At 70.2% G+C, this 21,741-nt stretch carries 15 protein-coding genes and 4 rRNA genes; 3 read left to right on the top strand and 16 right to left on the bottom strand.

Annotation, left to right across the window (positions count from 1 at the left end; genetic code table 11):
• Positions 1 to 44: 44 nt before the first annotated feature.
• Positions 45 to 1,706 (top strand): PucR family transcriptional regulator, encoded by a 1,662-nt coding sequence (locus V7E45_RS21070; protein ID WP_333775748.1) that lies wholly within the window; start codon positions 45 to 47, stop codon positions 1,704 to 1,706.
• A 21-nt stretch (positions 1,707 to 1,727) separates the two neighbouring features.
• On the opposite strand, the gene V7E45_RS21065 is transcribed toward V7E45_RS21070, so the two are convergent.
• From V7E45_RS21065 to V7E45_RS21040, 6 genes are all read right to left on the bottom strand, one after another.
• Positions 1,728 to 2,864 (bottom strand): glycosyltransferase family 4 protein, encoded by a 1,137-nt coding sequence (locus tag V7E45_RS21065; RefSeq protein WP_333775747.1) that lies wholly within the window; start codon positions 2,862 to 2,864, stop codon positions 1,728 to 1,730.
• 369 nt (positions 2,865 to 3,233) lie between these two features.
• Positions 3,234 to 3,950, bottom strand: coding sequence for a hypothetical protein (locus V7E45_RS21060; RefSeq protein WP_443056116.1), 717 nt, complete (start codon positions 3,948 to 3,950; stop codon positions 3,234 to 3,236).
• 41 nt (positions 3,951 to 3,991) lie between these two features.
• Positions 3,992 to 5,734 (bottom strand): DNA repair protein RecN, encoded by a 1,743-nt coding sequence (recN, locus tag V7E45_RS21055; RefSeq protein WP_333775746.1) that lies wholly within the window; start codon positions 5,732 to 5,734, stop codon positions 3,992 to 3,994.
• Between the two features lie 65 nt (positions 5,735 to 5,799).
• Complete coding sequence (locus V7E45_RS21050) at positions 5,800 to 6,705, bottom strand: NAD kinase (protein WP_319151701.1); 906 nt, start codon at positions 6,703 to 6,705, stop codon at positions 5,800 to 5,802.
• Positions 6,702 to 7,517: a TlyA family RNA methyltransferase gene (locus V7E45_RS21045; RefSeq protein ID WP_333775745.1), complete on the bottom strand. Its 816-nt coding sequence runs from the start codon at positions 7,515 to 7,517 to the stop codon at positions 6,702 to 6,704. Before V7E45_RS21045 ends, V7E45_RS21050 begins: the two co-directional genes overlap by 4 nt.
• A gap of 57 nt (positions 7,518 to 7,574) precedes the next feature.
• Positions 7,575 to 7,871: a hypothetical protein gene (locus V7E45_RS21040; protein WP_333775744.1), complete on the bottom strand. Its 297-nt coding sequence runs from the start codon at positions 7,869 to 7,871 to the stop codon at positions 7,575 to 7,577.
• A gap of 42 nt (positions 7,872 to 7,913) precedes the next feature.
• On the opposite strand from V7E45_RS21040, the gene V7E45_RS21035 reads away from it, so the two are divergent.
• Positions 7,914 to 8,261, top strand: a complete 348-nt coding sequence (locus V7E45_RS21035; protein WP_333775743.1) for a sterol-binding protein — start codon at positions 7,914 to 7,916, stop codon at positions 8,259 to 8,261.
• On the opposite strand, the gene V7E45_RS21030 is transcribed toward V7E45_RS21035, so the two are convergent.
• The 4 genes from V7E45_RS21030 to V7E45_RS21015 all read right to left on the bottom strand — a co-directional run bounded on the left by V7E45_RS21030 (position 8,245) and on the right by V7E45_RS21015 (position 12,343).
• Entirely contained in the window at positions 8,245 to 9,087 is an 843-nt protein-coding gene (locus V7E45_RS21030) for an ABC transporter ATP-binding protein (RefSeq protein ID WP_333775742.1), read from the bottom strand. The genes V7E45_RS21035 and V7E45_RS21030 overlap by 17 nt on opposite strands.
• Complete coding sequence (locus V7E45_RS21025; protein WP_333775741.1) at positions 9,084 to 10,130, bottom strand: FecCD family ABC transporter permease; 1,047 nt, start codon at positions 10,128 to 10,130, stop codon at positions 9,084 to 9,086. The genes V7E45_RS21030 and V7E45_RS21025 overlap by 4 nt, the downstream gene beginning before the upstream one ends.
• Positions 10,127 to 11,170, bottom strand: a complete 1,044-nt coding sequence (locus V7E45_RS21020; RefSeq protein ID WP_333775740.1) for a FecCD family ABC transporter permease — start codon at positions 11,168 to 11,170, stop codon at positions 10,127 to 10,129. The genes V7E45_RS21025 and V7E45_RS21020 overlap by 4 nt, the downstream gene beginning before the upstream one ends.
• A gap of 144 nt (positions 11,171 to 11,314) precedes the next feature.
• Positions 11,315 to 12,343, bottom strand: a complete 1,029-nt coding sequence (locus V7E45_RS21015) for an HAD hydrolase-like protein (protein WP_333775739.1) — start codon at positions 12,341 to 12,343, stop codon at positions 11,315 to 11,317.
• 74 nt (positions 12,344 to 12,417) lie between these two features.
• Here V7E45_RS21015 and V7E45_RS21010 point away from each other — a divergent pair, with 74 nt between their 5' ends.
• Complete coding sequence (locus tag V7E45_RS21010) at positions 12,418 to 13,701, top strand: DUF1015 domain-containing protein (RefSeq protein WP_333775738.1); 1,284 nt, start codon at positions 12,418 to 12,420, stop codon at positions 13,699 to 13,701.
• Between the two features lie 67 nt (positions 13,702 to 13,768).
• On the opposite strand, the gene V7E45_RS21005 is transcribed toward V7E45_RS21010, so the two are convergent.
• From V7E45_RS21005 to V7E45_RS20980, 6 genes are all read right to left on the bottom strand, one after another.
• Positions 13,769 to 14,656: a hypothetical protein gene (locus tag V7E45_RS21005; protein ID WP_333775756.1), complete on the bottom strand. Its 888-nt coding sequence runs from the start codon at positions 14,654 to 14,656 to the stop codon at positions 13,769 to 13,771.
• On the bottom strand, positions 14,548 to 15,960 hold the full coding sequence (locus tag V7E45_RS21000) for a hypothetical protein (RefSeq protein ID WP_333775755.1): 1,413 nt from the start codon (positions 15,958 to 15,960) through the stop codon (positions 14,548 to 14,550). The genes V7E45_RS21005 and V7E45_RS21000 overlap by 109 nt, the downstream gene beginning before the upstream one ends.
• A 158-nt stretch (positions 15,961 to 16,118) precedes the next feature.
• A 5S ribosomal RNA gene (gene rrf, locus V7E45_RS20995) occupies positions 16,119 to 16,232 on the bottom strand.
• Positions 16,233 to 16,236: 4 nt separating this feature from the next.
• Positions 16,237 to 16,353, bottom strand: a 5S ribosomal RNA gene (gene rrf / locus V7E45_RS20990).
• 207 nt (positions 16,354 to 16,560) lie between these two features.
• Positions 16,561 to 19,680: ribosomal RNA gene (locus tag V7E45_RS20985) — 23S ribosomal RNA — on the bottom strand.
• A 302-nt stretch (positions 19,681 to 19,982) separates the two neighbouring features.
• Positions 19,983 to 21,508 (bottom strand): 16S ribosomal RNA (locus V7E45_RS20980).
• The 16S, 23S and 5S rRNA genes sit together here, the layout of an rRNA operon.
• Between the last annotated feature and the right edge of the window lie 233 nt (positions 21,509 to 21,741).

Raw genomic sequence — 21,741 nt, 5'->3', positions numbered from 1 at the left:
CCCCGATCTGTCGTCCGGGCGTTTGCGCAGGTAGCGTCCGCTGCATGGACAGCGGCACGGACAGCAGATTCGCCACCCAGGGAGCCGGGATCACCGTTCAGCGGGCGCTCGAACTGCCCGGACTGCGCAGCGGGCTCCCGGAGATCCTCGCCGGGTCCGACCGGCTGGGGCGCACCGTGCGCTGGGTGCACGCGGGCGAGGTGCCCAACATCGCCTCGCTCCTCAAGGGCGGCGAGCTGCTGCTCACCACGGGGTACGGCCTGGGCACCCGCCCCGCCGACCAGCGGGCGTTCGTGCGCACGCTGGCCGAGCGCGGGATCGCCGCGCTGGTGGTGGAGCTGGGCCCGCGCTTCACCCGGCTGCCCGCCGCCCTGGTGGACACCGCCCGCGGCGCGGGGCTGCCGCTGGTCCAGCTGCACCGCGAGGTGCCGTTCGTGACCGTCACCGAGGAGATCCACACCGAGATCGTCAACGGCCACTACGCGCTGCTCCAGCGGGCGGAGGAGGTCCACCGGCGGTGCACCGAGGCCCTGCTGGGCGGCGGCGGGGTGCCCCAGGTGCTGGGCATCCTGGCCGACTTCAGCGGCAACCCGGTGTTCCTGGAGGCGTCGGACGGCCGGTTGCTGTACGCGGCCGGGTCCGGTCCCGAGGGCGCCGATCCGCTGCAGGTGTGGGAGGGGCTGCGCCATCCGCACAAGGACGCGCCGCCGCCCGCCGGTTCGGTGCTCGTCGACGTGCCCGGCGGCGGGCCCGGCGGTGGTCCGGGGGCGGTGCGGGCCCGGCTGGTGCTGCTGCCGGTCCGCTCCCCGCTGGCCCCGGTGCACCGGATCGCGGCCGAGCGGGCCGCGGGCATCCTGGCCGTGGTGCTGATGCAGGCCCGGCAGGAGGAGGAACTGGCGGCCCGGGGGCGCGGCGACTTCCTCACCGACCTCGCCGAGGGCCGCATCACCGCGGAGGACGCCCCGGCACAGGCCCGGGTGCTCGGCTTCAAGCCCGGCGACGGCCCGCTGCTGCCGGTCGTCATGCGGGTCGGCGACTCCCTCTCGCCGGGCGGGGGCTGGGCGGTGCTCGCGCGCGCGGTCGCGGAGGAACTGGCGGCCGTGGGGGTGCCCGTGCTGCTCGGGGTGCGGCCGGTCGAGGGCCGGGTGCCGGTGCTGCTGGGGCTGCGCTCGGAGTCGGAGCGGTCGGCGGTCGCCGACCGGGTGGCGGCCGCGCTGCGGGCGGGCGTGGATCGGGCCGGCATGCGGCGGCCCGGCGCGCCGCCCCCGGTGGTGGTGGTCGGGGTGGCCGGCGGCTGGGCGGCCGCGTCGGCGGGGCTGAGGCACGCGGCGGAGACGGCGACGGCGGCCCAGGGCCTGACCGACCGGCCCTGGTACGACGCCCGCCGTCTCGACATCGACCTGCTGCTGTGGCGGCTGCGCGAGCATCCGGACCTGGCCGCGTTCGTGGACCGCGCGATCGGCCCGCTGCGCGACCACGACCACCGCTCCAAGCCGCCGCTGCTGCCCACGCTCGAGACCTACCTGGCGCACGCGGGCCGCAAGGCGGAGACCGCGCGCGAGCTGCACCTGAACCGCCAGACCCTCTACAACCGCCTGGCCCGCATCGGGGAGTTGCTGGGCACCGACCTCGACGACCCGCAGACCGTACTGGCGTTGAGTCTCGCCCTGCGGGCCCGCCGGCACGCGCCCGGGACAGGGGGCTGAGAACCTGACGCGCGAGCGGGCTCAGGCGAGCGGCGTCGGCCGGGTCAACTCGTCGTAGACGCTGAGCACCTGGGCGACGGTCTCGTCCTCCGTCGGCCAGGTCGCCGCCTGCCGCGTGCCCCGCTCCCGCAGCAGCTCACGCCGCTCGGGATCGGCCAGCAGGCGGACGACGGCGTCGGACAGCGCCTCCGCGTCGTCGTGCGGGACGAGTTCGGCGGCGTCGCCCACGAGGTCCGGGATGCCGCCGACCCGCGTGGCGACGAGCGGGACGCGGGCGTGCAGCGCCTCCTGGGCGAGCACGGACCGCGACTCCCACCTGCTGGTCAGCAGCGCCAGGTCGGCGGCCGTGAGCAGTTCGGGGACGTCCTCGCGCAGCCCGACGAGCCGCACCGGCAGCTCCTCGTCCTCGATCCGCCGCTGGAGCGCCGGGCGCAGCGGCCCCTCCCCCGCGACGACGACCAGCGGCACCGGGTCGAGGTCACGCCAGGCCCGGGCGGCGTCCAGCAGGACGTCGTAGCCGCGCCGGTGGTCGAGGGAGCCGACGGCCATGAGCAACGGGCGTCCGGTGGCGCCGAGTTCGGCACGGATCTTGGGCCGCAGCCGGTCGGGGTCGTCCGGGTCGACGGGCCGGCGGCCGCCGGGCAGTGCAACGGCCGCGAGCCTGGCGTCCCGGGCGCCCGTCCGGCGGGCCCGGTCCACCAGGTCCGAGGTGGTGCCGAGCACCACGGCGGCCGTCCGCATCACGCGCCGCTCCAGCAGCCGCAGCAGATGCGCCCGCGCGCCCTCGGCCCGGGCCCGGTCGTGCCAGGTGACCACGAGCGGGGTGCGGCGCCCGCCGAGCGCGAGCACGGCGCGGAAGGAGGCGTGCAGGCCGTGCGCGTGCACCAGGTCGGCGTCCGCGCAGGCCGCGCGGAGCGCGGCCACGGAGGCCGGGTCGCTGCTGCGCGGCACGTGCACGTGGTCGGCACCGGTGCCGGTGAAGTCGTAGGCGTGCTCGGCCTCGACGGGGGCGCACACCGTGACCCGCACGCCCCGGGCGACGAGCCCCTCGGCCAGGGAGCGTACGTGCGCGCTGCTGCCGGCGTTGCCCCCGCCCAGCACCTGCACGGTGCGCAGCGGCGACTGGCCGTGCGGTGCGTTGCTGCTCACGGGGCTCACGGGGCCGGGGCTCCTGACTCGGCGCTGGCGGTCACAAGGAACGTACAGAAGGTAGCGGGCGGTGTCGGGCGGAGAGGGGCGTGCGGGCGTGCCACGCGCCGCCCGCCCGCACTGGGCCCGGCCCGCCGCACACACCGCGTGGAATCCGCCACCCGCATCGCGTTCGGTCCGCCGCCCACACAGCGTCGAACCCGCCACCCGCCCTGTGTTACCTGCCAAGCATGCCAGGAACTCCGGCCCTTCCGGGAAATACGGGAAAGCGCACAGCGCGGCGGGCCGGGTCAGCGCGCCGGAGCATGTCACCCGTACGAGTGAGAGGCAGTCGGCTCACAGCGCCCCGCCCCGAGCCCGTACGGCAAGGTCAGAGGCTCACAGCGCCCGCGCCCACGCGCTCACCCGGTCGCCGTACACCGCGGCCGCGACCACCGCGGCGGCGTGCGCCGCCAATCCCGCGCGCCGGTTGCACGCCACCACGGCGACCCCGAGCGCCGCACCCAGGGCGTGCGCGCCCGCGTCCCCGATCATCACGCGCTCCCCGAGGTCACCGGGCAGCACGGCCGCGGCACCGCCGAGGGCCGCCCCGGTCAGTTCCGCACCCGGCCCCCCGCGCAGCAGCCCGGGCGCCCCCAGCGCGAGCACCGCGCCCGCCGCCCGCCCCGGCCGTACGTCGACCAGGTTGACGAAGTGCGCGGCCCCGGCGATGACGACACCCGCCAGCACCCTGTCGGCGAACCGCTCCTTCAGCACGGCCCCCGCCGCCAGCCCGGCCACGGAGATCCCGAACAGCTTGACCGCCCCGCTGGTGACCTCGCCGTCCCGCAGCGCACCGAGATGCGCCCGGAAACCGCGCCGATCGTCCCCGGCCACGTCGTCGTAGGCGCCGCAGACCCCGGCGGCCGGCACGGCGAGCCCGGCGGCCGGGCGGACCCGGGCGGCGGCCGCCGCCGTGGCCGGCGCCGAGGCGGGCCCGGCGTACAGCCCGACGGTCCGCCCGGCGTGGTTCGTCCGCTCCCAGCGCGCGCGTCCGCCGGGCGCGGTCGCACGCAGCAGCGCCTGGCCGGCCCCGGTGAACACGGCGGCCCGCAGGAACGAGCGGGACCCGCGCCCCGTACGCGCGCCGGCCGGGCTCACAGGTCCGCGCGGGCGGTGGCCAGCAGTTCCTCCGCGTGCGCCCGGGCCGTCTCGGAGTCCTCCTGACCGGCCAGCATCCGGGACAGCTCCCGCACCCGCTCCTCGCCCTCCAGGACCTTCACGCCCGAGCGGGTGACCGAACCGTCGTTGGTCTTCTCCACCAGCAGCTGGCGGTCGGCGAACGCCGCCACCTGGGGCAGGTGGGTGACGACCACGACCTGCGCGGTCCTGGCGAGCTTCGCCAGGCGCCGGCCGATCTCCACCGCGGCCTTGCCGCCGACACCGGCGTCCACCTCGTCGAACAGGTACGTCGGCACCGGGTCGGTCCCCGCGAAGACGACCTCCACGGCCAGCATCACCCGGGACAGCTCACCACCGGAGGCACCCTTGGCGATCGGGCGCGGCGGCGCGCCCGGATGCGGCGCGAGCAGCAGCTCGACCTCGTCCACGCCCGACGGCCCGTAGGCCACCGCACGGCCGCCGACCTCCACGCCCTCCGGGTCGTCCTGCTGCCGGAGGTCGAAGGACACGCGCGCGTGGGGCATCGCCAGGGAGGCCAGCTCGGCCGTGACGGCCGCGGCGAACCGCTCGGCCGCCTCGGTCCGCGCGTCCGTCAGCGCCTGCGCGAGCCCGCCCAGTTCGGTGCGCAGCGCGTCGCGCTCGGCGGTCAGCTCGCCGATCCGCCCGTCGTCGCCGTCCAGCTCGGTCAGGCGGGTGGCACTCTGCTCGGCCCAGGCGAGGACGGCGTCGACGTCGTCGCCGTACTTGCGGGTGAGGGCGGTGAGCGCCGCCCTGCGCTCCTCCACGGCGGCAAGGCGCAGCGGATCGGCGTCCAGGTCGTCGGCGTACCCCGCCAGCTCACCGGCCACGTCACCGAGGAGGATGCCGATCTCGCCGATCCGGTCGGCGAGGGCGGCCAGCGCCGGATCGTGGCTGCGCACGGCCTCCAGGGCCCGGTGCGCGCCCGCGACGAGCGTCGAGGCGTCGATGCTCTCGGGGTCCTCGGGATTGCCCGCGAGAGCGGCGTGAGCGGCGGTGGCGGCGGACGACAGCGCCTCGGCGTGCCCGAGCCGCTCCGCCTCCTCGGCCAGCTCGGCGTCCTCCCCGGCCCGCGGCTCCACGCCGGCGATCTCCTCCAGGCCGTACCGGAGCAGGTCGGCCTCCTGGGCGCGCTCACGCGCCCGGGTGACGATCTCCTCCAGCTCGGCGGAGACGGCCCGCAGCCGCCGGTACGCCTCGGTGTACTTGGCGAGCGGCACGGCGACCGGGTCACCGGCGTACCGGTCCAGCGCCTGCCGCTGCCGGGACAGCTTCAGCAGCCCCTGCTGGTCGGTCTGCCCGTGCACGGCCACCAGGTCGTCCGCCAGCTCGGCCAGCAGCCCGACGGGCACGCTGCGCCCGCCGAGGTGCGCCCGGGAGCGGCCCTCGGCGGAGACGGTACGGCTGATCAGCAGGGCGCCGTCGTCCAGCTCGGCCCCGGCCTCCTCGGCGCGCACGACCGCGGCGGCGTCCGCGGGGACGGCGATCCGCCCCTCCACGACCGCCCGGTCCGCGCCGAGCCGCACGAGCGCCGGGTCTGCGCGCCCACCGAGCAGCAGCCCGAGGCTGGTGACCACCATGGTCTTGCCCGCACCCGTCTCACCGGTGACGGCGGTGAACCCCGGCGACAACTCGACGACGGCATCGTCGATGACCCCGAGCGACCGTATCCGCATCTCCTCCAACACGGAACAGACCATACGAGGTCCGGGGCGGCGAGCGCACATGGCCCGCCCATGTCACCCGGGAGAGCGGGCGCGGCGCACTAGTGCGGCGCCCCCCGCCACCCGGAGACGGGCAGCGCGAACTTGGCGACCAGCCGGTCCGTGAACGAGGCGTGGTGCAGCCGGGCCAGCCGCACCGGCACCGCCCCCCGCCGCACCTCCACCCGCGCCCCGGGCGGCAGCTCGACGGTGCGCCGGCCGTCGCACCACAGCACCCCGGGCGGGATGTGCGGCAGCACCTCCACGGCGAGGACCGAGTCCGGCGAGGTGACCAGCGGCTTCGCGAACAGCGCGTGCGCGGAGATCGGCACCATCAGCAGCGCCTCCACCTCGGGCCACACCACGGGACCCCCGGCCGAGAAGGCGTACGCGGTGGACCCGGTGGGCGTGGACAGCACGATCCCGTCGCACCCGAACCCCGTCACCGGCCGGCCGTCGATCTCCAGCACGACTTCCAGCAGCTTCTCGGCGCCGGCCTTCTGCACGGCCGCCTCGTTCAGCGCCCAGTCGGTGTGCACGATGTCCCCGTTGCGGTGCACGACGACGTCGACGGTCATCCGCTCCTCGACCTCGTACGACCGCGCCACCACCCGGTCGACCACCCGGTCGAGGTCGTCCCGCTCGGCCTCGGCGAGGAACCCCACCCGTCCGAGGTTGACGCCGAGCATGGGAACGCCGGAGGCCCGGGCGAACTCCGCGCCGCGCAGCAGCGTGCCGTCGCCGCCGAGCACGATCAGCAGCTCACAGCCGTCGAGGCACTGCGGTGTCGCCTCCTTGACCAGCTCCACCTCGTCGGGGAGCGGCAGGTCGCGCGCCTCCTCCTCCAGCACCCGCACCCCGATGCCGTGCCGCTGCAGCCCCTTGACCACCAGCTCCGCACTGCGGATGGCCGCGGGCCGCCCGGTGTGGGCGAGCAGGAAAACAGTACGCGCTCGGTTCTGTGTCAACGCGGCCCCTCCGCCACTGCACGGTCGACGTCGGCCGGGTCCACCTCGGGTGCCCCCGCCCGCAGCCAGAGAAAGTACTCGACGTTCCCCGAGGGGCCCGGCAGCGGACTCGCGGTGACCCCCCGCACCCCGAGCCCCAGCTCCCACGCCTTCTCGGCCACTCCCCGCACGGCCTCCGCCCGCAGCTGCGGACTCCGTACGACACCCCCGCTGCCGAGCCGCTCCTTCCCCACCTCGAACTGCGGCTTGACCATCATCACCAGGTCGGCGTCCGGCTTCACGCACCGCTTCAGGGCGGGCAGCACCAACCCGAGCGGGATGAAGGACAGATCGCCCACGACAAGATCCACAGGTTCCCCATCGATCGCCTCAAGCGTCAACTCGCGTACGTTCGTACGGTCCTTGACGGTGACGCGTTCATCATTCTGCAGGGACCACGCGAGTTGGCCGTATCCGACGTCCACCGCGACCACGTGCGCCGCGCCCGCGCGCAGCAGGACGTCGGTGAAACCGCCGGTGGAGGCGCCGGCGTCCAGCGCGCGCCGGCCCTCGACCGCCAGCCCCTCGGGCACGAAGGCGGCCAGGGCGCCGGCGAGCTTGTGGCCGCCCCGGGAGACGTAGTCCGGATCACTGTCGTCGACCTGGACGACGATCGCCGCCGCGGTCTCCACCTGGGTGGCCGGCTTGGTCGCCACGGTCCTGCCGACGGTGACCCGCCCGGCGGCGATCAGCTGGCCGGCGTGCTCGCGCGAGCGCGCGAGCTTCCGGCGGACCAGCTCCGCGTCCAGACGGCGGCGTGCGACTCCTGCCACGGTGGGTTCAGCTCCTGCTCTGGTGGTACGGCGATCGAACATGCGACCGGAAGGGTCTCATCGGGGGGCGGCGGCCGGGTGGCCGGCCGGCGCCGGTGGTCCCGGTCGCGCGTCGAGCGCGGTGAGCGCGTCGCGCAGCCCCCGGTGCACATCCTCGTACACCTCGAGGTGTCCGTCGGTGGCGAGGTGGTCGGTGTCGGCCAGCCGCTCAAGACCGGCGTCGACCTCGGCGTTCCCGGTGGGCGTGCGCGGGACGTTCAGGGGGGCCGGGGTGGCGGGGTCGTGCTCGGTCACGGGGGCACTTTCGGCCCCGGCCCCGGGTACGGCCTCTGCCTCGGACGCGGACTCGCTCATGCCCAGACGCTACCCCGAACCGCTGGGGTACCGTCGACGGCCATGGCCACGATCGAGGAGTGCAGGACCGCACTGGGAAAACTCTCGGACAACATGCGGGGCGCCGAGGGCGACGTACGCGCGGCCGCCGCGCTGGACCGCTCGGTCAGCTGCCACATCACCGACCTCGACGTCACCTTCGCCGGCCGGATGACCGGCGGCCGGATCGAGGTCGACGAGACCCTGCCGGGACCCCCGCGCGAGAAGGCGCAGATCAGGCTGGCCATGGCCGGCGACGACCTGGTGGCCCTGGTCGACGGCGAGCTGAACTTCGCCACCGCCTGGGGCCGGGGCCGGGTACGCCTGGACGCCGGCCTGCTCGACCTGTTCCGGCTCAGGAAGCTGCTGTGAGCCGTGCCCTGCGGGCCGCCGGGACCACGAGCGGGGTTCCCGTCTCGGGGTCGTCGATGATCTGACAGCGCAGCCCGAAGACCTCCTCCACCAGTTGGGCCGTGACGATGTCGTTCGGGGCGCCCTCGGCGATCACCTCGCCGCCGCGCAGCGCGATGAGATGCGTGGCGTACCGGGCGGCGTGGTTGAGGTCGTGGAGCACCGCGACCAGCGTGCGGCCCTGGGACTCGTGCAGCTCCGCACACAGGTCGAGGACGTCGATCTGGTGCTGGATGTCGAGGTACGTGGTCGGCTCGTCCAGGAGCAGCAGCGGGGTCTGCTGGGCGAGCGCCATGGCGATCCACACCCGCTGGCGCTGGCCGCCGGACAGCTCGTCCACGTACCGGTCGGCGAGTTCGGCGACGCCGGTCCGCGCCATGGACTCCTGGACGACCCGCTCGTCCTCGGCGGACCACTGCCGCAGGATGCCCTGGTGCGGGTAGCGGCCGCGCCCGACGAGGTCGGCGACCGTGATGCCGTCCGGGGCGATGGACGACTGCGGCAGCAGGCCGAGGGTCCGCGCGACCCTCTTCGCCGGCATGGACTGGATGACCTGCCCGTCCAGCAGCACCCGGCCCCGGTCCGGCTTCAGCATCCGGGCCAGCGCCCGCAGCAGTGTCGACTTGCCGCACGCGTTGGGGCCGACGATCACCGTGAAGGAGTGGTCGGGGATCTCCACCGACAGCTGCTCGGCGATGACGCGCCGGTCGTAGGCGAGGGTGACGTTCTCGGCGGACAGGCGGTTCACGGTGCTCCTTCGGTTGTGCGGCGCGCTGCCGGCGGTCATATCCGGCCCGCCCTGCGCTCGGTGATCAGCAGCCACAGCAGGTAGACGCCGCCCAGGACGCCGGTGACCACACCTACGGGCAGCTGGTCGGCGCCGAAGACGCGCTGTGCGGCCCAGTCGGCGGTGACCAGCAGGGCGGCGCCCATGCACAGGGAGGCGAGCAGGTTGGGCCCGGGCGAACGGGTCAGGCGCCGGGCGAGCTGCGGCGCGGTGAGCGCCACGAAGCTCACGGGGCCCGCGGCGGCCGTGGCGGCCGCGGTGAGCAGGACGGCGCTGACCATCAGCACCAGCCGTACCCGCTGGACGCGCACCCCGAGGGCGCCCGCGGCGTCGTCGCCCATCTCCGTCATCCGCAGGCCCCGCCCGCCCGCCAGCACGAGCGGCACGAGGACGGCGCACAGCCACAGCAGCGGCCAGACCTGGTCCCAGTCACGGCCGTCGAGGGACCCCGTCATCCACACCACCGCGCGGGCGGCGTCGACGAGGTCCGCCTTGGTGAGCAGGTAGCCGTTGACCGCGGTGGCGATCGCCGAGACCCCGATGCCGACCAGGACCAGCCGGTAGCCGTGCACGCCCTGCTTCCAGGCGAGCAGGTAGATGGCGAGTCCGGTCACCAGGCCGCCGATCAGCGCGCCGACGGTGACCTGGGTGGCGGTGCCGGACATCAGCACGATCACGACCAGCGCGCCCGCCGTCGAGCCCTGCGACAGGCCGAGCACGTCCGGGCTGCCCAGCGGGTTGCGCGAGACGGCCTGGAACAGTGCGCCGCCGAGGCCGAGCGAGGCACCGACCAGCAGGCCGACCAGGACCCTCGGCAGCCGCAGCTCGTTGACGATGAAGTCCTGGTAGGCGGTGCCGTGCCCGGTCAGGGTCCTGACGACGTCGGCGGCCGGGATCTTCGCGTCGCCGGTGCCGATCAGCGCCACGCCCGCTACGAGCGCGGCGGCCAGCAGCAGGACGACGACCAGCAGCGCGCGGAGGTCCAGGCGCAGGGAGAGCCCGCCGGGGGTGCGCACGGCACGGCTCCTGGAGAGTGTCTTCACAGCTGGGCCGTCCTCCGCCGACGTACGAGAAAGATGAAGACCGGGCCGCCGATGATCGCGGTGACGATGCCGACCTGGAGCTCCGAGGGGCGGACCACGACCCGGCCGACGACATCGGCGCCGAGCAGCAGCACCGGCGAGAGGACCGTCGCGTAGGGCAGGATCCAGCGCAGATCGGGGCCGGTGAAGGAGCGCACCACGTGCGGGACCATCAGGCCGACGAAGACGATCGGACCGCAGGCGGCGGTCGCGGCCCCGCACAGGACGGTCGCGGCCAGCATGGCCAGCACCCGGGTGCGGCCCAGGGCGGCGCCGAGGGCACGCGCGGTGTCGTCGCCCATCGCCACGGCGTTCAGCGGCCGGGCCAGGCCCAGCGCGAGGACCGTGCCGACCGCAAAGAACGGCAGCACCTGCACGATGGTCGAGTCCGTGGCCGAGGTCAGCGAACCCACCGTCCAGAACCGCATCCTGCCGAGGGCGGCGTCGTCCGTGATCATCACGGCCTGGAGGTAGCCGTACAGCGCGGCGCTGATCGCCGTGCCGGCCAGGGCCAGCCGCACCGGGGTGGCGCCCCGGCCGCCGCCGAGGAACCACACCAGCGCGCCGACCGCCGCCGCACCGCCGAACGCGAACCACACATAGCCGGAAAGGCTGGTGACGCCGAACCAGGTGATGGCCGTGACGACGGCGGCGGAGGCGCCGGCGTTGATGCCGAGCAGCCCGGGGTCGGCCAGCGGGTTGCGGGTGAGCGCCTGGAGCACCGCGCCGGACAGCCCCAGCGCCGCACCGGCCAGCAGCCCGAGCACGGTCCGCGCCAGCCGTTCGTCGACGACGACGTCGCCGTACGTGCCGGTGTCGTGGAAGAGGCCGTGCCAGACCTGGTCCGGCGACAGCGCCTTGGCCCCGATCGCGATGCTCGCCAGGGCGACGAGGACCAGGACCGCGGCGGAGAGGAGCAGCCCAAAGGCCTTTGCCGCCCGACGGGTTGGGGGCGCGGGGGCGGTCTGCGCGCGTCGTTCCGGAGGACTGTCGACCAACACGAGGTTAGGTTAGCCTACCCTCGCTACGATCTCGAGGCCGGTTCCCTGCTCCGGTGCTCGCGCTCACGCTCCCGTGCTCGCTCCCGCCCCCACGCCCGTGCTCGCCCCCGCCCGCGCCCGTGTCGGCGACCGTGCTCCCGACCGTCAGAGACCCAGTCTGGCCAGCGCCTTGCCGGACTCCAGGGCGCAGGAACCGTCCCCGGCCGCCGTCCACGCGGCCGCGCACAGCGCGCGCAGCCCGTCGAGCGCCTCGCCCTCGCCGTCCAGCGCCAGCCGGTCCGGGCCGGCGGCCGCCGTCCAGCCACCGCAGCGGAACCCCTCACCCTCCCGGGTGATGTCCGGCTGACCGGTCAGCAACCCCCGCAGGTCGGCGTCCACATACGTCGGCCGGTGCCGCGGCGGCGCGGCGAGCAGCTGTGCGCCGTCCGTGACACCCGTCAGCACCAGCAGCGAGTCGACCTCACCGTTGACCGCGCCCTCGATGTCGGTGTCCAGCCGGTCCCCGACCACCAACGGCCGCTCGGCGCCCGTACGCAGGATCGTCTCCCGGTGCATGGGCGGCAGCGGCTTGCCCGCCACCTGCGGCTCCCCGCCCGTGGCGATCCGCACCACCTCGACGGCGGCACCGTTGCCCGGCGCGATCCCCCGCCCGCTGGGAATCGTCAGGTCCGTGTTGGACGCGAACCACGGCACACCGCGCGCGACGGCGTACGACGCCTCGGCGAACCGCCCCCAGGGCAGCTCGGGCCCGCCGTACCCCTGCGCCACCGCCACCGGATCGTCGTCCGCCGACTCCACCGGCGTCAGACCGCGCTCGCGCAGCGCCACGCGCAGCCCCTCACCGCCGATCACCAGCACCCGCGCACCGGCCGGCACCTGCTCGCTGATCAGCCGCGCGACCGCCTGCGCCGAGGTGATGACGTCGTCCGCACCCGTCGGTATCCCCAGCTCCGTCAGATGCCCGGCCACCGCGTCCGGGGTGCGCAGGGCGTTGTTGGTGACGTACGCCAGACGCATCCCGCCCGTACGGGCACGCTCCAGCGAGTCGACCGCGTGCGCGATCGCGTTCCCGCCCGCGTACACCACCCCGTCCAGATCGAGCAGCGCCGTGTCGTACGCCTCGCTCAGGGGCCGCCCACTGCCCTCGGGCCTCGTCCTGACGCCCTGGCTCATTCCGCATCGCTCCTCGTTCGCTCGCTTTACCTGTCGATCATCCCCCACGGCACCGGCACACGTACGATGCCGGGATGAACACTGCAGGTCACTCGGAAGCAACGACGCGCCGGGGCCTGGAACTCAACCCGTTCCGTGGCCTTCGATACGACCCCGACCGGGTCGGCAGTCTGGCCGCCGTCACCTCTCCGCCGTACGACGTCGTGGTCCGCCCCGACGGCCTGCACCACCTCCAGTCAGCCGACCCGTACAACATCGTCCGCCTGATCCTCCCGCAGGCCGCCACCCCCGAGGCCCGCAACGAACAGGCGGCCGACACCCTGCGCCGCTGGCTCGACGAGGGCGTCCTGACCACCGATCCGGACCCCGCCCTCTACGTCTACGAGCAGCGGGACGGCGACGGCATGCTCCAGCGTGGCATCATCGGCGCCCTTCGGGTGTCCGAGCCCGCGGAGGGCGTGGTGCTCCCGCACGAGGACGTCATGCCCCCGGTGGTCGCCGACCGCGCGGCCCTGATGCGCGCCACCCGCGCCAACCTGGAGCCCCTGCTGCTGACCTACCGCGGCAACGGCGCGGCGGCCGAGGTCGTGGAGCGGACCGTGGAGCGGCCGCCGCTGCTGGCCACGACCACCGAGGACGGGTTCCGGCACCGGCTGTGGGCGGTCACCGATCCCGCCGACGTCGGCCGCATCCAGTCCGACCTGGCCCACCACCAGGCACTCATCGCGGACGGGCACCACCGCTGGGCCACCTACTTGCGGCTGCGCGCCGAGCAGCCCTCCCCCAGCGCCTGGGACCACGGCCTGGTCCTGCTGGTCGACACCGCCCGCTACCCGCTGCGCGTCCGCGCCATCCACCGCCTGCTGCACCGCCTGCCGGTCGCGGACGCCCTGGCGGCCGTCAACGGGCTGTTCCGGGTACGGCAGCTCGACAAACCGCTGCCCGAGGCCCTGGCGGCGCTGGCGGACGCGGCCTGCGCGGGCAACGCCTTCCTGTTCGCCGGCGACGGCACCTTCCACCTCGTCGACCGCCCCGATCCGGACCTGCTGGCCCGCACCGTCCCCGCCGACCGCCCGGCCGCCTGGCGCTCGCTGGACGCCACCGTCCTGCACGCCACGCTCCTCGACCACGTCTGGCACATCCCCGAGGACTCCCCGGCGCACATCGCCTACATCCACGACACCGCCGCCACCGTCGAGAAGGCCGAGCGCGACGGCGGTACGGCGGTCCTGCTGCACCCCGTCCACGAGGAGGTCGTGCGCGACCTGGCCCGCCAGGGCGTGACGATGCCCCGCAAGTCGACCTCGTTCGGCCCCAAGCCGGCGTCCGGACTGGTGCTGCGGGCGCTGGAGCTCTGACCCCGCACATACGAAAGGGCGGGACCCCGGGGGTCCCGCCCTTTCGTCATTCCGTCACCCGTCCGGGTCAGTCCTCGTCGGCCGATCCGGAGGCGTCGGCAACGTCCGCGGCCTCGGCGGTGTCGGCGGTGTCGGCAGCCTCGGCGGTGTCGGCGGTGTCTGCCGGCTCGGTGGCCTCGGCACCGGCGTCCTCGCCGGCGCCCTGGTCACCGCCCTCGGGCTCGCTGTCGGGCTCGCCGTCGTGCTCGCCGTCGTGCTCGCCGTCGTGCTCGTTCTCATCGAGGGCGTCGACGAACTCCACACCGTCCAGCTCGGCGAGCCGGTCGGAGGCGTCGGTGCTGCCGTCGCGGTCCGCCTCCACGGCCTTCGCGAACCACTCCCGCGCCTCGTTCTCCCGGCCGACGGCCAGCAGCGCGTCGGCGTAGGCGTAGCGCAGCCGCGCGGTCCACGGCTGGACGGAGTTGGAGGCCAGCTCCGGGCTCTGCAGAGTCACGATGGCCGCGTCCAGCTGCCCCATGTCACGACGGGCGCCGGCGGCGACCAGCCGCATCTCGACCTGACCGGCCTTGTCCAGCTTGTGCACCTCGGGGGCGCCGGCCATGTCCAGCGCCTTCTCCGGACGGCCGAGCCCGCGCTCGCAGTCGGCCATGACCGGCCACAGCTCCGCCGAGCCGGTCATGCGCCGCGCGGCCCGGAACTCCGCGAGGGCCTCGCTGTACTTCTGGGTGGCGTACGCGGCGAAGCCGGCGGCCTCGCGGACGGCGGCCACGCGGGACGCCAGGCGCAGGGCCACCCGGGAGTAGCCGTAGGCGCCCTCGGGGTCCTCGTCGATGAGCCGCGCGACCATCACCAGGTTCTTCGCGACGTCCTCGGCCAGCGTCTTGGGCAGGCTCTGCAGCTCCTGCCGGACGTCCTTGTCGATCTCGTCGCCGGTGACGTCCTCCGGGATCGGCAGCCGCTTGATCGGCTCACGGTCCCGGTCCCGCTCGTCGCGGAAACGGCCACCGCCACGCTGGTCGTCCCGACGGTCGTCACGGCCCCGGTAACCACCCTGGCCGCCTCGATCATCACGACCCCGGTAACCACCCTGGCCGCCCCGATCATCACGACCCCGGTAGCCACCCTGGCCGCCCCGATCATCACGACCCCGGTAGCCACCCTGGCCGCCCCGGTCGTCACGGCCCCGGTAACCACCCTGGCCGCCACGGTCGTCACGGCGGAAGCCACCGCGGTCGCCACGGTCACGGTCGTCACGCTGGAACGCGGGACGCGAACCCCGGTCACCCTCGCGACGGAAGCCACCACCACGGCTGTCGTCGCGGCGGTCGCCACCGCGGTCGTCGCGGCGGTCGTCACGCCGGTAGGGGGGACGGTCACCACTACGCTCGCCACCGCGGTCGTCACGGCGGTAGGGGGGACGGTCGCCACCGCGGTCGTCACGGCGGTCGTCGCGGCGGTCGTCACGGCGGTAGGGGGGACGGTCACCCCCACGGTCGTCGCGGCGGCCGTAGCTGCCCCGGTCGTCGTCGCGACGGAACGAGGGACGGTCGCCACCGCGGTCGTCGCGGCGGGGGCCACCTCGGTCGTCACGGCCCCGGTAACCGCTCTGGCCGCCCCGGTCGTCACGGCGGAAGCCACCGCGGTCGCCACGGTCACGGTCGTCACGCTGGAACGCGGGACGCGAACCCCGGTCACCCTCGCGACGGAAGCCACCACCACGGCTGTCGTCCCGACGGTCACCACCACGGTCGTCACGGCGGTAGGGGGGACGGTCGCCACCGCGGTCGTCACGGCGGTCGTCGCGGCGGTCGTCACGGCGGTAGGGGGGACGGTCACCCCCACGGTCGTCGCGGCGGCCGTAGCTGCCCCGGTCGTCGTCGCGACGGAACGAGGGACGGTCGCCACCGCGGTCGTCGCGGCGGGGGCCACCTCGGTCGTCACGGCCCCGGTAACCGCTCTGGCCGCCCCGGTCGTCACGGCGGAAGCCACCGCGGTCGCCACGGTCACGGTCGTCACGCTGGAACGCGGGACGCGAACCCCGGTCACCCTCGCGACGGAAGCCACCACCACGGCTGTCGTCCCGACGGTCACCACCACGGTCGTCACGGCGGTCGCCACCGCGGTAGGGGGGACGGTCACCACTTCGCTCGCCACCGCGGTCGTCACGCCGGCCGGCGGAACCCCCGCGGTCGTCACGCCGGCCGTAACCACGGTCGTCACGACGGTCGTTGTCCCGGCGGAAGCCACCGCGGTCGCCACGGTCACCACTGTCCCGTCGCCGCTGGTCGCGCTCCGGTCGATCGTCGGGAGAGTTGGTGGACATGGTGACTCCTAAGTCTTCGGTACTACAAGCATTGTAAAAACAAAAGGACCCCTGGTCCCAGCTGAACGCTGGGACCAGGGGTCCTCCAAATATTGTTCGGCGGTGTCCTACTCTCCCACAGGGTCCCCCCTGCAGTACCATCGGCGCTGTGAGGCTTAGCTTCCGGGTTCGGAATGTAACCGGGCGTTTCCCNCCCAACCCTTTCAAAAGGAGTTCGGCGGTGTCCTACTCTCCCACAGGGTCCCCCCTGCAGTACCATCGGCGCTGTGAGGCTTAGCTTCCGGGTTCGGAATGTAACCGGGCGTTTCCCTCACGCTATGACCACCGAAACCCTAATGGTTTCGAGCGAACAAGCACACTTTTTACTTGTGTTGTTATGTTCTACTCAAAGCCGGCAACTGTTCGTTGCCTCAGAACTAACACAGTGGACGCGAGCAACTGAGGACAAGCCCTCGGCCTATTAGTACCGGTCACCTCCACCAGTTACCTGGCTTCCAGATCCGGCCTATCAACNAACACAGTGGACGCGAGCAACTGAGGACAAGCCCTCGGCCTATTAGTACCGGTCACCTCCACCAGTTACCTGGCTTCCAGATCCGGCCTATCAACCCAGTCGTCTACTGGGAGCCTTAACCCATCAAGTGGGTGGGAGTCCTCATCTCGAAGCAGGCTTCCCGCTTAGATGCTTTCAGCGGTTATCCCTCCCGAACGTAGCCAACCAGCCATGCCCTTGGCAGGACAACTGGCACACCAGAGGTTCGTCCGTCCCGGTCCTCTCGTACTAGGGACAGCCCTTCTCAAGACTCCTACGCGCACAGCGGATAGGGACCGAACTGTCTCACGACGTTCTAAACCCAGCTCGCGTACCGCTTTAATGGGCGAACAGCCCAACCCTTGGGACCGACTCCAGCCCCAGGATGCGACGAGCCGACATCGAGGTGCCAAACCATCCCGTCGATATGGACTCTTGGGGAAGATCAGCCTGTTATCCCCGGGGTACCTTTTATCCGTTGAGCGACGGCGCTTCCACAAGCCACCGCCGGATCACTAGTCCCGACTTTCGTCCCTGCTCGACCCGTCGGTCTCACAGTCAAGCTCCCTTGTGCACTTACACTCAACACCTGATTGCCAACCAGGCTGAGGGAACCTTTGGGCGCCTCCGTTACTCTTTAGGAGGCAACCGCCCCAGTTAAACTACCCATCAGACACTGTCCCTGATCCGGATCACGGACCCAGGTTAGACATCCAGCACGACCAGACTGGTATTTCAACGACGACTCCACAACCACTGGCGTGGCTGCTTCAAAGTCTCCCAGCTATCCTACACAAGCCGAACCGAACACCAATATCAAACTGTAGTAAAGGTCCCGGGGTCTTTCCGTCCTGCTGCGCGAAACGAGCATCTTTACTCGTAGTGCAATTTCACCGGGCCTATGGTTGAGACAGTCGAGAAGTCGTTACGCCATTCGTGCAGGTCGGAACTTACCCGACAAGGAATTTCGCTACCTTAGGATGGTTATAGTTACCACCGCCGTTTACTGGCGCTTAAGTTCTCAGCTTCGCCCCACCGAAATGGAGCTAACCGGTCCCCTTAACGTTCCAGCACCGGGCAGGCGTCAGTCCGTATACATCGCCTTACGGCTTCGCACGGACCTGTGTTTTTAGTAAACAGTCGCTTCTCGCTGGTCTCTGCGGCCACCCCCAGCTGGAGGAGCAAGTCCTCTCACCAGGTGTGGCCCCCCTTCTCCCGAAGTTACGGGGGCATTTTGCCGAGTTCCTTAACCATAGTTCACCCGAACGCCTCGGTATTCTCTACCTGACCACCTGAGTCGGTTTAGGGTACGGGCCGCCATGAAACTCGCTAGAGGCTTTTCTCGACAGCATAGGATCATCCACTTCGCCACAATCGGCTCGGCATCAGGTCTCAGACTATGTGCTGTCCGGATTTACCTGGACAACGTCCTACACCCTTACCCCGGGACAACCACCGCCCGGGATGGACTACCTTCCTGCGTCACCCCATCACTCACCTACTAACCGCTTGGTTCGGCGGCTCCACCACTCCCCTCAACTCCGAAGAGATCAGGGCGGCTTCACGGCCTTAGCATCACGATGCTCGATGTTTGACGCTTCACAGCGGGTACCGGAATATCAACCGGTTATCCATCGACTACGCCTGTCGGCCTCGCCTTAGGTCCCGACTTACCCTGGGCAGATCAGCTTGACCCAGGAACCCTTAGTCAATCGGCGCAAACGTTTCTCACGTTTGTATCGCTACTCATGCCTGCATTCTCACTCGTCAACCGTCCACAACTACCTTCCGGTGCTGCTTCACCCGGCAGACGACGCTCCCCTACCCATCCATACACCCGTTGGGGCTGTTGTATGAATGACACGACTTCGGCGGTACGCTTGAGCCCCGCTACATTGTCGGCGCGGAATCACTAGACCAGTGAGCTATTACGCACTCTTTCAAGGGTGGCTGCTTCTAAGCCAACCTCCTGGTTGTCTGTGCGACTCCACATCCTTTCCCACTTAGCGTACGCTTAGGGGCCTTAGTCGATGCTCTGGGCTGTTTCCCTCTCGACCATGGAGCTTATCCCCCACAGTCTCACTGCCGTGCTCTCACTTACCGGCATTCGGAGTTTGGCTAAGGTCAGTAACCCGGTAGGGCCCATCGCCTATCCAGTGCTCTACCTCCGGCAAGAAACACACGACGCTGCACCTAAATGCATTTCGGGGAGAACCAGCTATCACGGAGTTTGATTGGCCTTTCACCCCTAACCACAGGTCATCCCCCAGGTTTTCAACCCTGGTGGGTTCGGTCCTCCACGAAGTCTTACCTCCGCTTCAACCTGCCCATGGCTAGATCACTCCGCTTCGGGTCTTGAGCGTGCTACTGAAACGCCCTATTCGGACTCGCTTTCGCTACGGCTTCCCCACACGGGTTAACCTCGCAACACACCGCAAACTCGCAGGCTCATTCTTCAAAAGGCACGCAGTCACGAGATGCAGCAAGCTGCATCCGACGCTCCCACGGCTTGTAGGCACACGGTTTCAGGTACTATTTCACTCCCCTCCCGGGGTACTTTTCACCATTCCCTCACGGTACTATCCGCTATCGGTCACCAGGGAATATTTAGGCTTAGCGGGTGGTCCCGCCAGATTCACACGGGATTTCTCGGGCCCCGTGCTACTTGGGTGTCTCTCAAACGAGCCGCTGACGTTTCGACTACGGGGGTCTTACCCTCTACGCCGGACCTTTCGCATGTCCTTCGTCTACATCAACGGTTTCTGACTCGTCTCACAGCCGGCAGACTGTGAAAGAGAGATCCCACAACCCCGCATGCGCAACCCCTGCCGGGTCTCACACGCATACGGTTTGGCCTCATCCGGTTTCGCTCGCCACTACTCCCGGAATCACGGTTGTTTTCTCTTCCTGAGGGTACTGAGATGTTTCACTTCCCCTCGTTCCCTCCACACTGCCTATGTGTTCAGCAGTGGGTGACAGCCCATGACGACTGCCGGGTTTCCCCATTCGGAAACCCCCGGATCAAAGCCTGGTTGACGGCTCCCCGGGGACTATCGCGGCCTCCCACGTCCTTCATCGGTTCCTGGTGCCAAGGCATCCACCGTGCGCCCTTAAAAACTTGGCCACAGATGCTCGCGTCCACTGTGCAGTTCTCAAACAACGACCAGCCACCCGTCACACACCACTTACGCGATGCTTTACCGGGGCCGGCGACTGAGGAAGTTCATTCCCTCAGACACCCAACAGCGTGCCCGGCCGGCTCCCGTCCGAAGATCATGCGTTCCACGCTCTTACGAGCAGTACTAGCAGCCTCCGACCCGAGGGCCTGACCGAATAATCAACGTTCCACCCATGAGCAACCAGCATCAGACATTCGCTGATGTACTGGCCTCTGACCGGGCAAGCCCGGTAAGAAGTGCTCCTTAGAAAGGAGGTGATCCAGCCGCACCTTCCGGTACGGCTACCTTGTTACGACTTCGTCCCAATCGCTAGTCCCACCTTCGACAGCTCCCTCCCACAAGGGGTTGGGCCACCGGCTTCGGGTGTTACCAACTTTCGTGACGTGACGGGCGGTGTGTACAAGGCCCGGGAACGTATTCACCGCAGCAATGCTGATCTGCGATTACTAGCGACTCCGACTTCATGGGGTCGAGTTGCAGACCCCAATCCGAACTGAGACCGGCTTTTTGAGATTCGCTCCACCTCACGGTATCGCAGCTCATTGTACCGGCCATTGTAGCACGTGTGCAGCCCAAGACATAAGGGGCATGATGACTTGACGTCGTCCCCACCTTCCTCCGAGTTGACCCCGGCGGTCTCCTGTGAGTCCCCATCACCCCGAAGGGCATGCTGGCAACACAGAACAAGGGTTGCGCTCGTTGCGGGACTTAACCCAACATCTCACGACACGAGCTGACGACAGCCATGCACCACCTGTACACCGACCACAAGGGGGCGCCTGTCTCCAGACGTTTCCGGTGTATGTCAAGCCTTGGTAAGGTTCTTCGCGTTGCGTCGAATTAAGCCACATGCTCCGCCGCTTGTGCGGGCCCCCGTCAATTCCTTTGAGTTTTAGCCTTGCGGCCGTACTCCCCAGGCGGGGAACTTAATGCGTTAGCTGCGGCACCGACGACGTGGAATGTCGCCAACACCTAGTTCCCACCGTTTACGGCGTGGACTACCAGGGTATCTAATCCTGTTCGCTCCCCACGCTTTCGCTCCTCAGCGTCAGTAATGGCCCAGAGATCCGCCTTCGCCACCGGTGTTCCTCCTGATATCTGCGCATTTCACCGCTACACCAGGAATTCCGATCTCCCCTACCACACTCTAGCTAGCCCGTATCGACTGCAGACCCGAGGTTAAGCCTCGGGCTTTCACAATCGACGTGACAAGCCGCCTACGAGCTCTTTACGCCCAATAATTCCGGACAACGCTTGCGCCCTACGTATTACCGCGGCTGCTGGCACGTAGTTAGCCGGCGCTTCTTCTGCAGGTACCGTCACTTTCGCTTCTTCCCTGCTGAAAGAGGTTTACAACCCGAAGGCCGTCATCCCTCACGCGGCGTCGCTGCATCAGGCTTTCGCCCATTGTGCAATATTCCCCACTGCTGCCTCCCGTAGGAGTCTGGGCCGTGTCTCAGTCCCAGTGTGGCCGGTCGCCCTCTCAGGCCGGCTACCCGTCGTCGCCTTGGTGAGCCATTACCTCACCAACAAGCTGATAGGCCGCGGGCTCATCCTTCACCGCCGGAGCTTTACACCATCAAGGATGCCCAAGATGGTCATATCCGGTATTAGACCCCGTTTCCAGGGCTTGTCCCAGAGTGAAGGGCAGATTGCCCACGTGTTACTCACCCGTTCGCCACTAATCCCCACCGAAGTGGTTCATCGTTCGACTTGCATGTGTTAAGCACGCCGCCAGCGTTCGTCCTGAGCCAGGATCAAACTCTCCGTGAATGTTTACCGGTAATCCGGTCGAACACCACGAGAGCGGTGCGAGAGGAGGAATAGTCCCCTCGCACACAGCGTCCTCGCTGTGTTTTTCAAAGGAACCTCGCCCCAGCCGTGATGGCCGGAGACGGGGTATCAACATATCTGGCGTTGATTTTTGGCACGCTGTTGAGTTCTCAAGGAACGGTCGCTTCCTTTGTACTCACCCTCTCGGGCTTTCCTCCGGGCGCTTCCCTTCG

It is taken from the genome of Streptomyces sp. IBSBF 3136 (assembly GCF_036815105.1).
Lineage (GTDB): Bacteria > Actinomycetota > Actinomycetes > Streptomycetales > Streptomycetaceae > Streptomyces.
Note: the sequence above shows the minus strand (reverse complement) of the source record. Positions and strands in the feature narration are given on the sequence as shown.